Source organism: Catellatospora paridis (genome assembly GCF_009720365.1).
GTDB classification, from domain to species: Bacteria; Actinomycetota; Actinomycetes; order Mycobacteriales; family Micromonosporaceae; genus Catellatospora; species Catellatospora paridis.
Map to the genome: position 1 here is coordinate 171,858 of NZ_ML769315.1, position 15,032 is coordinate 186,889.

A 15,032-nucleotide genomic window follows, 5' to 3' on the forward strand; every position below is an offset into this window, starting at 1 on the left:
GAACTTCACTGGTTGATCTCCAAACCGTAGGTGCGAATCGCGGTGCCGCCCGCCACGGCGGCCCGCTCCGAGGGCGACAGCCCCGACAGGCAGGAACCGACCGCGGCCAGCGCGTCGGCGTACGAGGCGACCAGCTCGCAGACGGGCCAGTCCGAGCCGATCAGCAGCCGGTCGGGGCCGAACAACTCCAGCGCGGCCTCCACGAACGGCGCGATCGCCTCGACCGTCCAGTCCGGACCGGCCTCGGTGAGCAGCCCGGACAGTTTGGCGGCGGCGTTGTCACACGCTGCCAGCGGCTCGACCGCGTCCCGCCATTCGCGCAACCCGTCCGGCGTGATCCGGGGTTTGCCCAGGTGGTCCAGCACGAACATGGTGTTCGGCACGGCCGCGACGGCCGCGGCGCAGGCGGGCAGCTGGTCGGCGCGGACCACGAGGTCGAAGGTGAGCCCGGCGGAGCCGATCGCGCGCAGCGCGCCGCGTACGTCGGGACGGGCCAGGTAACCGGGGTCGGTCACCCCCTGAATCTGGTCACGCAGGCCGACGAGCAGGTCGCCGCCGCGCCCGGACAGCAGCGCGGCGATGGTGCCGGGCAGGTCGGGATCGGTCAGCGAGGCCCAGCCCACCACTCCGGCGATCTCGGGCGCGTCCTCGGCGAGCGAAAGAAAGCGCACGGTCTCGTCGAGGTGGCACAGCCCGGCCTCGACCAGCACGGTAGCGTCCACCTTGCCGGTCGGCAGCTCGCGGCGCAGGTCCTCGACGGTGTAGTCGCGGCGCAGCGGCTCCAGGCCGGGTTCGGCCAGCCAGGCGTAGTCGGCGGTCCACAGGTGGTGGTGCGCGTCGATCCGCACGTGTCTGCCCCCTGTCACGTCCTGTTGAATCATAGATCCTATATCATCGTGGTATCGGTAAGGTGTACTCGCTCACGACGGTGACAGTCAAGGGGTGTCCGATGGCCACAACGCCCATGCACGGCCGGGTCCGACCCGCGCAGCGGCTCACGCTGACCGACGACGTCTACGAGTCGTTGAAGACACTCATCATGGAGCATGCCATCGCTCCTGGCGAGCGGGTGAGCATCGACGGGCTTGCCCGTACCCTCGAAGTCTCCCCCACTCCCGTGCGGGAGGCGCTCGCCCGGCTGGAGTCCGACGGTCTGGTGCGCAAGCGGGCCATGTCCGGCTACACCACCACGCCGCTGCTCACCCGCACCGAGTTCGACGAACTGTTCGAGATGCGGCTGCTGCTGGAGACCGCGGCCGCCCGCCGCGCCGCCGCGCACGCCGACGCCGACCAGCGCCGCCGGGTGCGCGAGGAGGCGGCCGCCACCGTCGCCGTCGAGGCCGGTGACGGCTACCGGCGCCACGCCGCGTTCACCGCGCTCGACGCCCGCTTCCACGACCTCGTCGCCGAGGTGTCCGGCAGCGGCCTGCTGCGCGAGTCCATCATCCGGCTGCACTCCCACCTGCACCTGCACCGGCTCTACTTCCCCTCGGCGGGCACCGGCGACACCGTCGGCGAGCACAAGCGCATCGCCGCCGCCGTCGCCAAGGGCGACTCCGACGCCGCCGCCGACGCCATGCACCAGCACCTCACCTCCGCCCGCGACCGCCACCTGCCCGCCTTCCCGGCCTGACCGGGCCGCGGTTCAAGGCCCGACCAGGCGCAGGCTGTCCAACCTGGTCAGGCCCCGGTCGGCGAGGAGGTCGGCGACGTCGATGCCGAAGTCGCCGTTGACCAGCAGGTCCGGGCGGTCGAGTCCGGGCACCGCGCCGACGACGACCCGATCGGGCAGGAACTCGCGCAGCCGGTGCCGAAGGTCGCCCGGCCACTCCACGACCGCGCTGTACGCATGGTCCGGGCTGCGCCCCCAGCCGTCGGCGACGTCCGTCTCGTCCACCCCGAAGATCACCACGTGGTCGCGTTCCACCGGGCTGCCGAACAGCGGCACGCCGCCGGTGTGGCAGTCGATCGCCGGCACCACGATGCGGTCCGGGTCGATCGGCTCGTACCACAGCAGGAGCGGCTTGGCCCGCAGCGTGTCGCGATTGTCGAAGCAGCACAGCACGATCGCGTGGGACGGGAAGGCCAGCGCGTAGAACTCGAACAGCTCCGGGCTCACCGCCGGCCGCCGGTGCGGCGGCACCCGCTCCAGCGCCGCGTACACCGCCATCGGGTCCTCGGCCAGGACCACCGTGTAGACGTCGTGCTCGAAGACGTGCGCCTGCGGGACCGGGCCGTCCATCCACGCCATGCCGTCCGCGGCGGCGGCGCCCTCGACCGCGTCCACCATCCGGTCCAGCACGTCGCGGTGGCGACCGACGTCGATGAAGTTGTCCGGCGTGAGGTTGCGGCCAGGCAGGTGCAGCAGCATCGCATTCGGGCCGGACGCCAGGTTCACCGCGGTGTTCTGGTAGCCGAACACCTCGATCCGCCCGTGCACCGGATGGTGGCGACGTCCCGCATAGACGGTCGTGCCACGGAACTGCGCGTGGGCAGCCGAAACGCACATCGCGCGAGGATACGCCGCCGGCGAGCGTTCCTGGGAGAACCCGCACCCGGCCGCCTGACGTCTCAGCCGGACGCGAGCTGCTCGCGTGCCTCCATCAGCGCGAATCCGAGCAGGTTCAGGCCTCGCCAGCGCTGCGGATACCAGGCGTCGCCGTCGCGGGCCGACAGGCCGATCCCCCAGATCGCGTCGACCGGGCTCGCCTCCACCAGCACCCGCTCACCCGTCGACAGCAGGTATGCCCCCAGCGCCTCGTCCTGGCCGAACTTCGCGACACTGCCCGCCAGCACGATGGCGTACCGCTCGCGCTCCCAGACGGCCTGGCTGAAGCCGCGTACCTCGCGGCCCAGGCCCTTGGCCTGCTGCGGGTGGTCCACCGCGAGAATGCGCTGCGCCACCTCGGCGTCGCCGAACAGCGTCGCCTTGCGCCACATCATGTAGTGCTCGGCGGTCGCGAATTCCACCCCGTCCACCGTGAACGGGGCCTGCCACCACTGGCTCAGGCAGCTCGGGCCGATGCTCCCGTCCGCGGACGGCTGGTGCCCCCAGAACATCAGGTACTTCACCCGCCGCCCGCGCTCGGCGAGGGTGACGAGTTCGGCGACGCTGCGAGGTGACATGCCCGCCAGTGTCGCGCAGGACGGCCCCGCCGCGCGTCACGATTTGGGTCGACCGGCGTCACACCGTGGCGGCACAATGCCCACCGTGACCACGCTGACGATCATCAAGGGCGACGCGACCAGCCCGCAGGCCAAAGGCCCCAAGGTGATCGCGCACGTCTGCAACGACATCGGCGGCTGGGGCAAGGGCTTCGTGCTGGCGATCGCCCGTCGCTGGCCGGAGCCGGAACGCGATTACCGGCGCTGGCACCGCGAGCGGGCCCGCAACGACTTCGGCCTCGGCGCGGTCCGCCTGGTGCAGGTGCTGCCCGACACCTGGGTCGCGAACATGGTCGCCCAGCGCGGCACGAAGACCGGCAGTTCCGGACCGCCGATCCGGTATGAGGCGGTCGAGGCGTGCCTGAGGACGCTGGCCGGGCACGCCACCCGGCTCCGTGCCTCCGTGCACATGCCGCGCATCGGTTGCGGGCTGGCGGGCGGCCGCTGGGAGCGCATCGGCCCGATCGTGCAGGACACGCTGCTCGCCGCGGGCGTGCCCACCACCGTGTACGACTTCTAGAGGCCGCTGCCGCCCGCGGCGTCGCCGTACACGGAGTTCTCCAGGATCGCGCCGCTGTAGCGGTCGCCGGGCCGGTCCCCGTCCTGAAAATGGCCGCGGTCGGGACGGCGCGACGACGATTCCCGGCGCAGGCCTTGCGTGGCCCGCCGGGCCGCGGCGAGCCGCTGCGCTGCGGTCGCCGGCCCCGCCCGCCGCCCGCGCCGCCACAGCAGCAGCGCGGCGACCGCCACGGCCGCGTTGACCAGGACCGCCAGCACCCCGAGATATGGCGGCATGGGCCCACGGTACGACTGGGGATCAACGCGCGTCGGGGCTACGACTCCGGCCCGAGGGCGTACGGCTGCTCGTCGGGCAGCAGGCGTCGTGCCCCGTCCGGGTCACGGGCGATGACGAGCGCGTGGATCTCGTGGGCGAGCGCGGTCACGTCGGCGATGCCGACGGTCCAGTCGTCGACGTATCCGTCGACCGCGGTCCCGGACAGCCCGACCTGGATCGCGCGGTGCGCCAGCGGCCGCAGGTGCAGGTCGCGCTCGGGGTCCCACTGCACGCGCACCGGGGAACGCTTCAGGGCCCGCTGCCATTGCGCCTGGTCGGCGTACACGTCGCGGTCGTGGTGGCTCGGCACGGCCTGGCGCACCGCGGCGTCGAACCCGGCGCGGCGCAGGCGGATCGCGAGCACCCGCTCCTGGCCTTCCTTCGTGGCCCAGCCGCAGCGGTACATCATCCACAGGAAGGACGGCTTGATCCAGGTCATCCGATCGCGGCGGTACCAGTCCGGGAAACGTCCCAGCGCGGCCGCGGCCTCGCCGATCTCCGGCCGGTACGCCTGGTAGACGGTGATCGTCTCGTCGTCGTGCAGCGCCCGGATCTGTCGTGTCGGCACTGTCATGCCCTGGATGATCCATCCTCGGCCCGCGCAGGTCGACCTGGTTTACCGCCGGCCCACGTCAGGTCACGCGTCGCCCGGACCTGCACCGGCTTGGCCGCGTCCAGCGTCGGGCAGGTGGCTGCCGACAGGAGACGTGGCGCGCACCCGCGCGGTAATCCGCTTGTCCGGCCGCGGCGCCACGGGAACCCTGGCAGGGGTGCACGATGATCCCGTGGCCGCCGCGCGGCGCCTCGTCGAGGACCGGTTTCCTGACGCTCGGTGGGCGATGCTCACCGGCAGTGTGCTGACGTCGGCGCGTACGCCCGGATCCGATCTCGACATCCTGGTCTTCTTCGGCGAGGGTGACGGGCTGCCCTTCCGCGAGTGGCAGCGGTGGGACGGGTTCAACGTGGACCTGTTCGCCTACGACCAGGCCGGGCTGGACCACTACCTGGAGCTGGACCTGCGCGACGGGCGGCCCGCGCTGCACCGCATGCTGAGCGGCGGACACCTGCTCACCGGCCCGGACGAGCAGGCGATGCGCTTGCAGGCGCACTGCGCGGGCGTGCTCGCGGCCGGGCCGCGGCCGCTCACCGCCGACCAGCTGAACATGCTGCGCTACGGCCTCGCGGACCTGTCTGACGACCTCGCGCACGCGGCCGAGCCGGTCGAGGCGGCCGCCACCGCGGCGACGCTGTGGCAGGTGATCGCCGACGCGGCCTGCGCGACCGCCCGACCACCGCACTGGCGCGGCACCGGGAAGTGGCGGGCCCGGGAATTACTCGACCTGGACCCGGCGTACGCGTCGCGCTGGCTGGCCGCGCGACACGACCCGCAGGCGTTGCTGGCCATGGCGGCGGAGCAGATCGCGGCGACCGGCGGCCCGCTCGTCGACCGCTTCCGCGTCGGCGGCGAGCGCGGGTGAGGCTGCGGACGCTCATCGACGAGGTGCGGCTCGGGCTGGCGGTCTACCGGGTGCTGCGGCCCTACCGGCCGCTGCCCCGGGCGGCCCTGTTCCCGCCGGGCGGTGAGCCCGGCCGCACATGCGTTACGCGCGCACCTTGGGGGTGAGCGCGGCGGCGAAGGCGGCGACGACGCCGTCGAGCAGGGTGCGGGCCGGTTCGGCGATGACGATGTCGCCGTCGGGGGCGTCGCTGATCAGCTGGTCGTGCACGAAGTAGCCGGGCAGCACGTGGGTCGCGCCCATGGTCGTGAGCACGGGTCGCAGCGCGTAGTCGATGGCCAGCACGTGCGCCACGGTGCCGCCGGTGGCCAGGGGCAGCACCGTCTTGCCCGCGAGGGCGTACTGCGGCAGCAGGTCGAGCAGCGCCTTGAGGATGCCGCTGTAGGCGGCCTTGTAGACCGGCGTCGCGACGATCACGCCGTCGGCGGCCTGGAGGCGCGCGGCGATGTCGAGGATCACCGGATGCGACGGGTCACAGCCGAGGAGCACGTCGGCGGGCAGGTCGCGCACGGCGATGGTGTCGATCTCGGCGTCGAGCGCGCCGGCCACGTTGGCCAGCACGCGCGCGGTGCGCGAGGTCGGTGACGGCGAGCCGCTGATCGCGACCACAACAGCCACGTCCACCTCCCCTGTTCTCACCGGCGCCGCAGCCACCGTATCGCGCCGCTTCCCGTACCGCACCGATGCAGGCGATGCAGAATTTTGTTTGCAAAGAGAATTCTGTATGGGTAGCGTGCGGGTCATGAGTCAGGGTGAGGGTGTACGGCGGGTCGGCGAGGTCGAGGAGTTCAAGGCGCTCGCGCATCCGTTGCGGGCGCGGCTGCTGGGGGCGCTGCGCGAGCACGGGCCGGCCACGGCCACCGAGCTGGCGCGCAGGTTCGCCACCGATACCGGGTCGACCAGCTACCACCTGCGCAAACTCGCGCAGGCCGGGTTCATCGCGGAGGCCGGCGACCCGGGGCACCCGCGCGCCCGGCGCTGGCAGGCCGTCCACCGGGTCAACGAGTGGAGCGCCGTCGACATGGCCGCCACGGCGGAGGGCCGCGAGGCGTCCGCGATCATGCGTCGCCAGCAGGTCGACATCCTGATCAGGGACGTCGAGGCGTACGAGGCCGCGCTGGGCTCATTGCCCGCCGACTGGGTCGACGCGTCCGGCGTCGGCGACCTGCTGGTGAGGCTCACGCCCGAGTCGGTGAACACGCTCTGGGCGCGGTTCTACGCGCACGTCGACGAGCTGGTCGCGCAGGACGCCGCCGACCCGGCCGTCCGCCCGGTCAGCATCGTGGTGGCGGGCCTGCCCCGCCTCGGCGAAGCCTCGTGATCACCGCGGTGTCGGCACGCCGCCGCTACGTGCTGATCATGTTCCTGACCTGGCTGCCTGCCGGGCTCTACACCGCTCCCCTGGTGCTGCTGCTACTTGAGCGCGGGCTCAGCCTGGGCGAGATCGCGGCGATCGGCGCGGTGTACGGGATCTCCGTGATGGCGCTGGAGCTGCCGACCGGCGGGCTGTCCGATGTGCTCGGCCGCCGTCCCGTGCTCGTCGCTTCAGCCGCGGCGGGGCTGGCCGGGCTGGCCGTGCTCGGCCTGGCCGGGGCGGTGTGGCTGCTGGTCGTGTCCGCGGTGCTGCGCGGGGTGGCCCGCGCGCTGTCCTCCGGCCCGGCCGAGGCCTGGTACGTCGACGCGGTGCACACGGCCGAAGGCCGCGACGCCGACCTGGGACCGGGCCTCGCCCGCGGTGGGGTGGCCGCGTCGGCAGCGCTCGGCGTCGGTGTGCTCGCCGGCGGCGTCATCCCGTTCCTGTGGCCCGGCGCGGCGTCGGATGGCGCCGGGCTGGCGGTGCCGGTGCTGCTGGCGGCGGTCGGTGAGCTGGTGCTGCTGCTGGTCGTCGTGTTCGCGATGCCGGAGGCGCGGGGACCGCGGCCGGAGTTCGGGGCGGTGCTGCGCGGCGTGCCGGCGACCGTCACGGCCGGACTGCGGCTGGCCGGACGCGACCAGGTGCTGGTGCGGGTGCTGGGAGTGGCCGCCGCGACGGGCACCGGCCTGGCGGTGATCGAGCTGCTCACGCCTGCCTGGATGGCGGTGCTGTCGGGCGGGCCGGGCCGCGGGGTGCTGGCGTACGCGCTCGTCGCGGCGGTCGGTTTCGCGGCGGACGCGGCCGGCAGCGCACTCGGGGTGCCGCTGACCCGCCTGCTCGGCTCGCCGGGGCGGGCCGCATGTGCGGGCACGGTGCTCGCGGCGCTGGGGCTGGCCGGACTCGCCGGCACGGCCGCGCTTTCCGGGTGGCCTGGCCTGGTCGCGGCCGGTGCGGCGTACCTGCTGATGTTCCTGGGGTTGGGCGCGGCGGTGGCACCGGTGGGCCGGCTGCTGCACGACCGTGTCGAGGCGGCGGAGCGGGCCACCGTGCTGTCGGTGCAGTCGCTGCTGCTGCAGCTCGGCGCGGCCGCGGGCTCCGTCACGCTGGGGGCGCTGGCCGCGGCGTACGGGCCGGGACCTGCGTTCGCGGGATCCGGGTTGCTGCTCGCGGCGGCGGCGCTGACGCTGTGGGGCCTGCCGCGCCGTCGGGACGTCCAGGCGCGGGCTCTACTGTTACGCCATGTCGGACCGCGTATACCCGCCCGTGATCGCCCTCGCGAAGACCGCGTTCCGCGTTCTTGACCTGCGTATCGACGTGCAGGGAGCCGAGCACGTGCCCACCACCGGGGGCGCGGTCATCGCCTGCAACCACATCAGCTACCTGGACTTCATCCTGTGCGGGTTCGCGGCGCACCCCGCCAAGCGGCTGGTCCGGTTCATGGCGAAGCAGGAGATCTTCGCCAACCGGATCGCGGGTCCGCTGATGCGTGGGATGCATCACATCCCGGTGGACCGGGAGGCGGGGCTGTCGTCGTACAAGGCCGCGCTGGAGGCGCTGAAGCGGGGCGAGGTCATCGGCGTCTTCCCGGAGGCGACCATCAGCAGGTCGTTCACGGTCAAGGAGCTCAAGGGCGGCTCGGGGCGGATGGCCGCAGCGGCGGGGGTGCCACTGATCCCGATGGCCCTGTGGGGCCCGCAGCGCCTGTGGACGAAGGGGCGCCCGCGCAGGCTGACCCAGCGGCACGTGGCGGTAACGATCTTGGTCGGCGAGCCGATGTATCCTAGTAAGCGGGATAAGTCGGACGTCGTCACAGTGGAATTGCACCGCCGGATGACGGAGCTGCTGGACCGGGCACAGCAGGAGTATCCGGACAAACCCCAAGGCCCGGAGGACTCCTGGTGGTTGCCCGCCCACCTCGGCGGCACCGCTCCCGCTCCGGACCAGGTCACAGACTCCTCCGACGAGGACTAGTTACGGTGCCGTAGGTTACGGTACCGTAGTTACCAGCCCATCTCAGGAGGACTGCGTTGACGACCGAAACCACCGACACCCTGGTGCTGCTGCGCGAGCTTGAGCCGGTGGTGGAGACCAACCTCAACCGCCACCTGGCCACCGCGAAGGAGTGGTTCCCGCACGAGTACGTGCCGTGGAGCCAGGGCAGCGACTTCGACGGCCCGCTCGGCGGCCAGGCCTGGGAGCCCAGCCAGTCGAAGCTGTCGGAGGTCGCCCGGACCTCGCTGATCGTCAACCTCCTCACCGAGGACAACCTGCCCAGCTACCACCACGAGATCGCGACGCTGTACGGCCGCGACGGCGCGTGGGGCACCTGGGTGCACCGCTGGACCGCGGAAGAGGGCCGGCACGGCGTCGCGATCCGCGACTACCTGCTGACCACGCGCGCCGTCGACCCGATCGCGCTGGAGCGGGCCCGCATGGTGCACATGGAGACCGGCTTCACCGCCGACCACCCCGACGTGCTCGGCTCCCTGTCATACGTCTCCATGCAGGAGCTCGCCACCCGCGTGGCGCACCGCAACACCGGGCGCATCAGCGGCGACCCGATCTGCGACGCGCTGCTGGCCAAGGTCGCCGCGGACGAGAACCTGCACATGCTCTTCTACCGCAACCTGCTGATGGCCTCGTTCGAGCTGGTCCCGAACGCCACCATGGAAGCGATCCTGCGCGTGGTGAAGGCGTTCCAGATGCCCGGCCACACCATCGAGAACTTCGGCCGCAAGTCCGTGCAGATCGCCATGGCCGGCATCTACGACCTGCGCATCCACCACGACGAGGTGGTCATGCCGGTGCTGCGCCAGCTCAAGGTGCTCGAGCGCACCGGCCTGTCCGCCGAGGGCGAGCGCGCCCGCGAGGAGCTGGTCGAGGTCCTGGGCAAGCTGGACGCCGCCGCCACCCGCTTCGAGGACAAGCGCGCCGCCCACCAGGCCCGCGCCGCCGCCCGCGCCGCCTGACCCACCCGCCCCGCGCCGCGTTGATCATGAACTTATGGCACGGTTCGACGGCGTTTCCCCGGCACAACTTCATGATCGATCAGGCCCCTCACCCAACACGGGTGGGGGGCCTGATCGATCATGAGGTTAGGGGCACGCCACGCCGCTCAGCCGTGCCATAAGTTCATGATCAACGCGTCAGGGCGGGCGGGCGCGGAGCCGGGACGGGTTGCGGGGTCGGTGCTGGGGCGGGGGTGGCCGGGTCGGCGGTAGTGGGCTGGGGCTTGGGGGCGGATTTGCGGGTGGAGAGCCAGGAGCCGAGGAGGATCAGGGCGAAGCCGAGGACGGTGGCCGGGGTGAGGGGTTCGGCGAGCAGGAGCACGCCGAGAGCGACGGCGACCGCAGGGCTCGTGTAGGAGACCAGCGCGGCGGAGCCGGCTCCGGCCAGGGCGATGAGCTTGTAGTAGACGAGGAACGCCAGGGCGGTGCTGAGCAGTCCGAGCGCGAGCACCGCGGCGGAGGCGTCCAGACCGGGCAGGGCCGCGGGGGCGGCCAGCAGACCCGCGGGCAGCAGCAGCACGCTGGCGATGCCGGTGGTGCCGACGACCACGCCCAGCGGCGGCACGTCCGACAGCTTCTTCTTCACCAGCGTGGTGGCCCCGGCGTACGACGCGCCGGCCAGCAGGACCAGACCCGCGCCGACCAGTTCCAGGCGGTCGCCGCCGCCCAGGTCGAACCCGACCACCGCGGCCACGCCGATCAGCCCGACGAACAGTCCGAGCAGCTTGCGGCCGCCGGCCCGCTCGGAGGCATCGAAGCGCAGCGCCAGCACCGCGATCAGCAGCGGCTGCGAGGCGAGCAGCAGCGCGGTCAGCGACGAGCTGATGTGCACCTCGCCGTACGTGATGAGCAGTTGCGGCGCGACGACGTGCAGCAGCGACAGCGCCCCGATCGCGGTCCACCTGCCGCGCAGCGCGGCCAGCGCGCCCTTGCGGTAGGCCAGCGGGAGCAGCACCGCCACGGCGATGAGGGTGCGGCCGAGTACGACGACCGGCGGCGACAGCTCCGTCAGCGCGATCTTGATGAACAGGTACGGGATGCCCCAGAGCACCGACATCGCGGCCAGCAGGACCCAGGCTTGACGCTTCATGTGTTCAGCCTCGCGCGCTAGAGTTGTTAGCGGTAGTGATGACTTACTTACGCGGCTTGCAGAGGTTCTAATGATCGACGTACAGCGGCTGCGCATCCTGCGCGAGGTGGCCGAGCACGGCAGTTTCAGCGGCGCGGCGGCGGCGCTGCTGCTCACGCCATCGGCGGTGTCCCAGCAGATCGCCGCGCTGGAGCGCAGCCTCGGCACGCCGGTGGTGGAGCGGACCACCCGCGGCACCACCCTCACCGACCCGGGCCGGGTGCTGGTCGAGTCCGCCGACGTGGTGCTGGCCGAGCTGGTGCACGCGCAGGAGCGCATCAGCCGGCTGGCGCAGGGCCGGGCCGAGCGGCTGGCCGTCGCGACCTTCATCAGCGGCGGGCAGCTGCTGCTCCCACCGGCGCTGACCGGGTTCGCCGCGGCGCACCCGCGGGCCGAGCTGACCGTGCTGGAGAGCGAGACCGACGAGAGCCTGGCGCTGGTCCGCGAGGGCCGCGCGGAGCTGGCGCTGGTGTACCACTTCGACGGCCCGCCGCCAGTGCGGCCGGGCGACCGGTCCGGCCTGGCCTGGACGCCGCTGCTCGACGATCCGATGCGGATCGTGGTGCCCGCCGCGCATCCGATGGCCGGGCGCGGCGAGGTCGACCTCGCGGAGCTGTCGGGGCAGCGGTGGGTGCAGGGCTGCGTCAGCGTCGGCGAGTTGCTCGACGGGTACGCGGCGATCGCCGGGTTCGAGGTCAACGTCTCCTGCAGCACCACCGACTACGGGTTCGCGGTGTCGCTGATCGCCGCCGGGGTCGGCATCGGCCTGATCCCGTCGGTGGCGCTGGCCGGGTCACCGCCCGGGGTGTCGGTGCTGACGCTGCGCGCCCCCGCGCCGACCCGCTACATCGGCCTGGTCACCCGCCGCGGCAAGCAGTCGCCCCTGGTCGAGGAGCTGACCCGCAACCTCCTGGCCGCCCCGGAGGCACTCGGCCTGCACTAACCCCCGCACCACCACCGCCAGCGCCAGCGCCAGCGCCAGCGACTCTTAAAGACTTGTGGCCTCCGCAGGTGCAGGAGGCCACAAGTCTTTAAGAGTTGCCGCAGGAGGGCGGGCGGGTCGGTCAGGTTACTTGGCGATCGCCACCAGGGAGATGTCGTCGTTGAGGTCGGCGCCGACGTACTTGTGGTCGCCCGCGACGTACAGGCGGCACGGATTGATGTCGGCCTCGCCCTTGGCGCTGTCGTGGCGGCACACCACGGCCTCGTGGTCGGCGGACACCTTCAGCGAACTGATCTTGTCGTTGCCGACCGGACCGATCTCCGCCGACTCGTAGATGCCGATGCCGTACTTGTTGGAGACGCCCTTGAAGTCGCGGTCGCGGTAGACCGTCATCCGCGCGCCGTTGCTCGGCCCGGCCAGCACCGCCATCAGGGAGATCTTGTTGTCAAGCAGGCTGCCCTGCAGCGTGTGGTCGCCCGCGCCGAAGGTGCGGCAGGGGCCGAGGTCGCCCTTGTTCGAGAAGTTCTTGCCGTCGTTGCTGCACGCCACGAAGCGGTAGCCCGGCTCCACCCGGAACGACGTGATCGCGTCGTTGCCGACGACGCCCAGCTGCCCCTGCCAGGCCTGGTGGATACCGGGCGCGAACAGCTGGGACTTGCCGGTCAGACCGGTCTCGCTGAAGGCGGTCACCGCCGGGCCGCCCACCGCGATCAGGTGGACGTTGTCCTCGAAGTTCACGCCGAGCGCCGGGTGGTCGCCGGCGGTGAAGAACCGGCACGGGCCGACCTGGCCGCTGTTCACGCCCGCGTCGCGGTCGTGCTGGCAGACGAGCGCCTCGTGGCCGGCGGCCACCTTCATCGAGCTGGTCGCCGTGTCGACGTCGTTCAGCTCGCCCACGCTGGCCTCGAAGCCGCCGACGCCGAGTCCCTGCGAGTCGCCGGAGAAGTTCGTCCCGGTGTACGCGGTGACGCCCTTGCCCTTGGCCGGGCCGGACAGGACGGCGATCAGCGACGCCTGGTCGTTGAGGTCCGCGCCGACGAACGCGTGCTGGCCGGGGCCGTAGTAGCGGCACAGGCCCAGGTTCAGCGCGTTGGTGCGGCCCTTCGAGCTGTCGTCCTGGCACACCACGACGCGGTAGCCGGGGCCGACCTTCAGCGAGCTCATCTTGTCGTTGCCGACCGAGCCCAGTTCAGCCGTGGCGTTGTCGTGCACGCCCGCGCCGAGCGCCTGGAAGGAGCCCTTGAAGTCGCGGTCGCCGTAGATCATGACCGGCGACGCGGCCTGCCCCGGCGCGTACCGCACCCGGTAGATCTTCGCGCCGGCCTTGGTGGGGTCGCCGCTGTCCGGGTACAGGCCGGTGAAGTAGAGCCCGTCCTGGCCGACGGCGAGGCCGGCGATCGAGGTCTTGCCGCCGCCGTTGTACTCCACCAGCGTCTTCGGGGCGGTGACGGAGCCGTCGCCGTTGAATCCGAACTCGACGATCCGCTTGCCCTTCTCCTGCGGGCCGGTGGCATAGGTCGGGCCGCTCTCGGAGACGAACGCGTGGCCCCACTTGTCCTCGGGGAACCCGCCCGCGTGGTGGTCGCTCTGCTCGGTGAAGGCGATGTTCACCGGCGCGTGCGTGTGCTCCCAGGAGTAGAGGGCGTTCTTCTTCATGTCGGTGACGCTGCCGCCCCAGCCGTAATCGGTGCCCTTGGTGATGCGGGCGAGCCGGTCGTTGGCGCCGGGGCCGTTCTCGACGGAGTAGTGCTGGCCGTCCGTGGCGCGCCAGCCGCCGCCGAACGGGTTGCGCAGGCCGTACGCGAAGATCATGTCGCGGGCGCTGATGCCGTCGTCGTCGTTGTAGAACGGGTTGTCGCTGGGCACCGACCCGTCCAGGTTCAGCCGCAGCACCTTGCCCCGGGCCGAGTCCTTGTCCTGCGCGGTGTCGGGCTCGAAGCCGTCGCCCAGGTGCACGTAGAGCTTGCCGTCCGGGCCGATGCTCAGGTTGGAGATCTGGTGCGAGGCGCTCTGCGGCTCGTCGTCGAGGTCCAGGATCGTCTTCTTCGACGCGGCCGTCTTGCCGCCGTCGGTGCTGTGGAACCGGACGACCTTCGGGTAGTAGTTGTTGCCGTCCTTGTAGACCATGGACGCGAACAGGTCGCCGGACGCCGGGTCCATCACCAGACCGGCCAGGCCCATCTCACCGCTGCCGGGGAAGACCTTGGACGGGTCGTAGTTGAGCAGGTCGTCGGCGTAGGTGGCCACCGAGTAGTCGGCCTTGACCACCTTGATCTTGCCGTACAGCTCCGTCACGTAGAACATCGGCTTGGCCGGGTCGGCGACGTGGCCGGGCACCATGGCGATGTTGACCGGCAGCGAGAAACCGCCGGCCACCTCCTCGACCTTGTAGCCCTCCTGCTTGACCACCCACTCCGGCGCGTCGGGCCGCGGCTTGAGCTCCTTGGCGGTGCGGAACGGGCGCTCGGTCCAGACGCTCCACTCGGTGCCCGGGTCGCCGCTGTTGTCCTTGAACCGGACCCGCAGCTCGTAGTCCTTGTCGGGGATGAGGTCGGAACGACCGGCGTGCGAGTTCTCGAACACGCCGTCGCCCATGTGGATGTGGTTGCGCAGCACGCCGCCGGTGCAGCCGCTGGCCCAGACCCGCTCGCTCCCGGTGCTGATCTCCCACTCGCTGCACAGGTGCGCGTCGCCGTCCGGGTCGCTGAACGGGGCGGCCTCCATGTGCACGTCGGCGGCGCTGACCAGCGAGTTGTCGGCACCAGGCTCGGTGATGGTGGGCGCGACCGGCGGCGACGCGGCGTGCGCGGCCGGGCCTGGCATGGCGATCGACAGGATTCCTGACATCAGCGCCGCACCGACGGGCAGCGATCTCCGATGACCCATAGCGTGAAAGCCCTCCATCTCGTGTGGTGTCCGCTGACAGTGCGCCAGGCTAACGAGCGGAATGCATAATTCAGCCTCTTACACGCTGGTGAATCCAAATAAGCCCTAATTTCCCCAATACGCTTGTACAAGATATTTTTCGGCAACAACACCGCCGCCCCCGCCCGGGGGGTCGGGGGCGGGCGCGACTGTTCG

The 15,032-nt window shown here is 71.7% G+C and carries 16 protein-coding genes; 8 read left to right on the forward strand and 8 right to left on the reverse strand.

Annotated features, from left to right (window positions below; genetic code table 11):
• Positions 1 to 5: 5 nt before the first annotated feature.
• Positions 6 to 866: an amidohydrolase family protein gene (locus F9C41_RS13600; protein WP_230689566.1), complete on the reverse strand. Its 861-nt coding sequence runs from the start codon at positions 864 to 866 to the stop codon at positions 6 to 8.
• An 83-nt stretch (positions 867 to 949) separates the two neighbouring features.
• Here F9C41_RS13600 and F9C41_RS13605 point away from each other — a divergent pair, with 83 nt between their 5' ends.
• Positions 950 to 1,633 (forward strand): GntR family transcriptional regulator, encoded by a 684-nt coding sequence (locus F9C41_RS13605; RefSeq protein ID WP_230689567.1) that lies wholly within the window; start codon positions 950 to 952, stop codon positions 1,631 to 1,633.
• A gap of 12 nt (positions 1,634 to 1,645) precedes the next feature.
• Here F9C41_RS13605 and F9C41_RS13610 read toward each other — a convergent pair whose 3' ends face one another.
• Positions 1,646 to 2,509, reverse strand: a complete 864-nt coding sequence (locus F9C41_RS13610) for a hypothetical protein (protein WP_155387148.1) — start codon at positions 2,507 to 2,509, stop codon at positions 1,646 to 1,648.
• A 62-nt stretch (positions 2,510 to 2,571) separates the two neighbouring features.
• On the reverse strand, positions 2,572 to 3,126 hold the full coding sequence (locus tag F9C41_RS13615) for an NADAR family protein (protein ID WP_155387149.1): 555 nt from the start codon (positions 3,124 to 3,126) through the stop codon (positions 2,572 to 2,574).
• 85 nt (positions 3,127 to 3,211) lie between these two features.
• Here F9C41_RS13615 and F9C41_RS13620 point away from each other — a divergent pair, with 85 nt between their 5' ends.
• Positions 3,212 to 3,685, forward strand: coding sequence for a macro domain-containing protein (locus F9C41_RS13620; protein ID WP_155387150.1), 474 nt, complete (start codon positions 3,212 to 3,214; stop codon positions 3,683 to 3,685).
• Here F9C41_RS13620 and F9C41_RS13625 read toward each other — a convergent pair.
• On the reverse strand, positions 3,682 to 3,960 hold the full coding sequence (locus tag F9C41_RS13625; RefSeq protein ID WP_155387151.1) for a hypothetical protein: 279 nt from the start codon (positions 3,958 to 3,960) through the stop codon (positions 3,682 to 3,684). The two genes, F9C41_RS13620 and F9C41_RS13625, sit on opposite strands and share 4 nt — an antisense overlap.
• Before the next feature lie 38 nt (positions 3,961 to 3,998).
• Entirely contained in the window at positions 3,999 to 4,574 is a 576-nt protein-coding gene (locus F9C41_RS13630) for a DUF4291 domain-containing protein (RefSeq protein WP_155387152.1), read from the reverse strand.
• A gap of 211 nt (positions 4,575 to 4,785) precedes the next feature.
• Here F9C41_RS13630 and F9C41_RS13635 point away from each other — a divergent pair, with 211 nt between their 5' ends.
• Positions 4,786 to 5,478 carry a nucleotidyltransferase domain-containing protein gene (locus F9C41_RS13635; RefSeq protein ID WP_230689568.1) on the forward strand — a complete coding sequence of 231 codons (693 nt, stop codon included), beginning with the start codon at positions 4,786 to 4,788 and terminating at the stop codon, positions 5,476 to 5,478.
• Positions 5,479 to 5,601: 123 nt separating this feature from the next.
• On the opposite strand, the gene ssuE is transcribed toward F9C41_RS13635, so the two are convergent.
• Positions 5,602 to 6,135, reverse strand: coding sequence for an NADPH-dependent FMN reductase (ssuE, locus tag F9C41_RS13640; RefSeq protein WP_155387154.1), 534 nt, complete (start codon positions 6,133 to 6,135; stop codon positions 5,602 to 5,604).
• A gap of 124 nt (positions 6,136 to 6,259) precedes the next feature.
• On the opposite strand from ssuE, the gene F9C41_RS13645 reads away from it, so the two are divergent.
• Genes F9C41_RS13645 through F9C41_RS13660 form a run of 4 tightly spaced genes read left to right on the forward strand, consistent with a single transcriptional unit; the run spans position 6,260 to position 9,840 of the window.
• A complete protein-coding gene (locus F9C41_RS13645; RefSeq protein WP_155387155.1) occupies positions 6,260 to 6,838 on the forward strand; it encodes a helix-turn-helix domain-containing protein in 579 nt (192 codons plus the stop codon).
• Positions 6,835 to 8,172 (forward strand): MFS transporter, encoded by a 1,338-nt coding sequence (locus tag F9C41_RS13650; RefSeq protein ID WP_230689569.1) that lies wholly within the window; start codon positions 6,835 to 6,837, stop codon positions 8,170 to 8,172. Before F9C41_RS13645 ends, F9C41_RS13650 begins: the two co-directional genes overlap by 4 nt.
• Complete coding sequence (locus F9C41_RS13655; RefSeq protein ID WP_155387156.1) at positions 8,111 to 8,842, forward strand: lysophospholipid acyltransferase family protein; 732 nt, start codon at positions 8,111 to 8,113, stop codon at positions 8,840 to 8,842. Before F9C41_RS13650 ends, F9C41_RS13655 begins: the two co-directional genes overlap by 62 nt.
• 56 nt (positions 8,843 to 8,898) lie before the next feature.
• Complete coding sequence (locus F9C41_RS13660; RefSeq protein ID WP_230689570.1) at positions 8,899 to 9,840, forward strand: acyl-ACP desaturase; 942 nt, start codon at positions 8,899 to 8,901, stop codon at positions 9,838 to 9,840.
• A 169-nt stretch (positions 9,841 to 10,009) separates the two neighbouring features.
• On the opposite strand, the gene F9C41_RS13665 is transcribed toward F9C41_RS13660, so the two are convergent.
• Positions 10,010 to 10,969 carry a DMT family transporter gene (locus F9C41_RS13665; RefSeq protein ID WP_155387157.1) on the reverse strand — a complete coding sequence of 320 codons (960 nt, stop codon included), beginning with the start codon at positions 10,967 to 10,969 and terminating at the stop codon, positions 10,010 to 10,012.
• Between the two features lie 70 nt (positions 10,970 to 11,039).
• On the opposite strand from F9C41_RS13665, the gene F9C41_RS13670 reads away from it, so the two are divergent.
• Entirely contained in the window at positions 11,040 to 11,951 is a 912-nt protein-coding gene (locus F9C41_RS13670; RefSeq protein WP_155387158.1) for a LysR family transcriptional regulator, read from the forward strand.
• A gap of 126 nt (positions 11,952 to 12,077) precedes the next feature.
• Here F9C41_RS13670 and F9C41_RS13675 read toward each other — a convergent pair whose 3' ends face one another.
• Positions 12,078 to 14,798, reverse strand: a complete 2,721-nt coding sequence (locus tag F9C41_RS13675) for a PQQ-dependent sugar dehydrogenase (protein ID WP_196279754.1) — start codon at positions 14,796 to 14,798, stop codon at positions 12,078 to 12,080.
• Positions 14,799 to 15,032: the final 234 nt, after the last annotated feature.

Coding starts and splice junctions, on each gene's coding strand:
- F9C41_RS13605 (WP_230689567.1), top strand. CDS start 950: ATGGCCACAACGCCCATGCACGGCCGGGTCCGACCCGCGCAGCGGCTC.
- F9C41_RS13665 (WP_155387157.1), bottom strand. CDS start 10,969: ATGAAGCGTCAAGCCTGGGTCCTGCTGGCCGCGATGTCGGTGCTCTGG.
- F9C41_RS13625 (WP_155387151.1), bottom strand. CDS start 3,960: ATGCCGCCATATCTCGGGGTGCTGGCGGTCCTGGTCAACGCGGCCGTG.
- F9C41_RS13630 (WP_155387152.1), bottom strand. CDS start 4,574: ATGACAGTGCCGACACGACAGATCCGGGCGCTGCACGACGACGAGACG.
- F9C41_RS13655 (WP_155387156.1), top strand. CDS start 8,111: ATGTCGGACCGCGTATACCCGCCCGTGATCGCCCTCGCGAAGACCGCG.
- F9C41_RS13610 (WP_155387148.1), bottom strand. CDS start 2,509: ATGTGCGTTTCGGCTGCCCACGCGCAGTTCCGTGGCACGACCGTCTAT.
- F9C41_RS13675 (WP_196279754.1), bottom strand. CDS start 14,798: ATGTCAGGAATCCTGTCGATCGCCATGCCAGGCCCGGCCGCGCACGCC.
- F9C41_RS13615 (WP_155387149.1), bottom strand. CDS start 3,126: ATGTCACCTCGCAGCGTCGCCGAACTCGTCACCCTCGCCGAGCGCGGG.
- F9C41_RS13645 (WP_155387155.1), top strand. CDS start 6,260: ATGAGTCAGGGTGAGGGTGTACGGCGGGTCGGCGAGGTCGAGGAGTTC.
- F9C41_RS13670 (WP_155387158.1), top strand. CDS start 11,040: ATGATCGACGTACAGCGGCTGCGCATCCTGCGCGAGGTGGCCGAGCAC.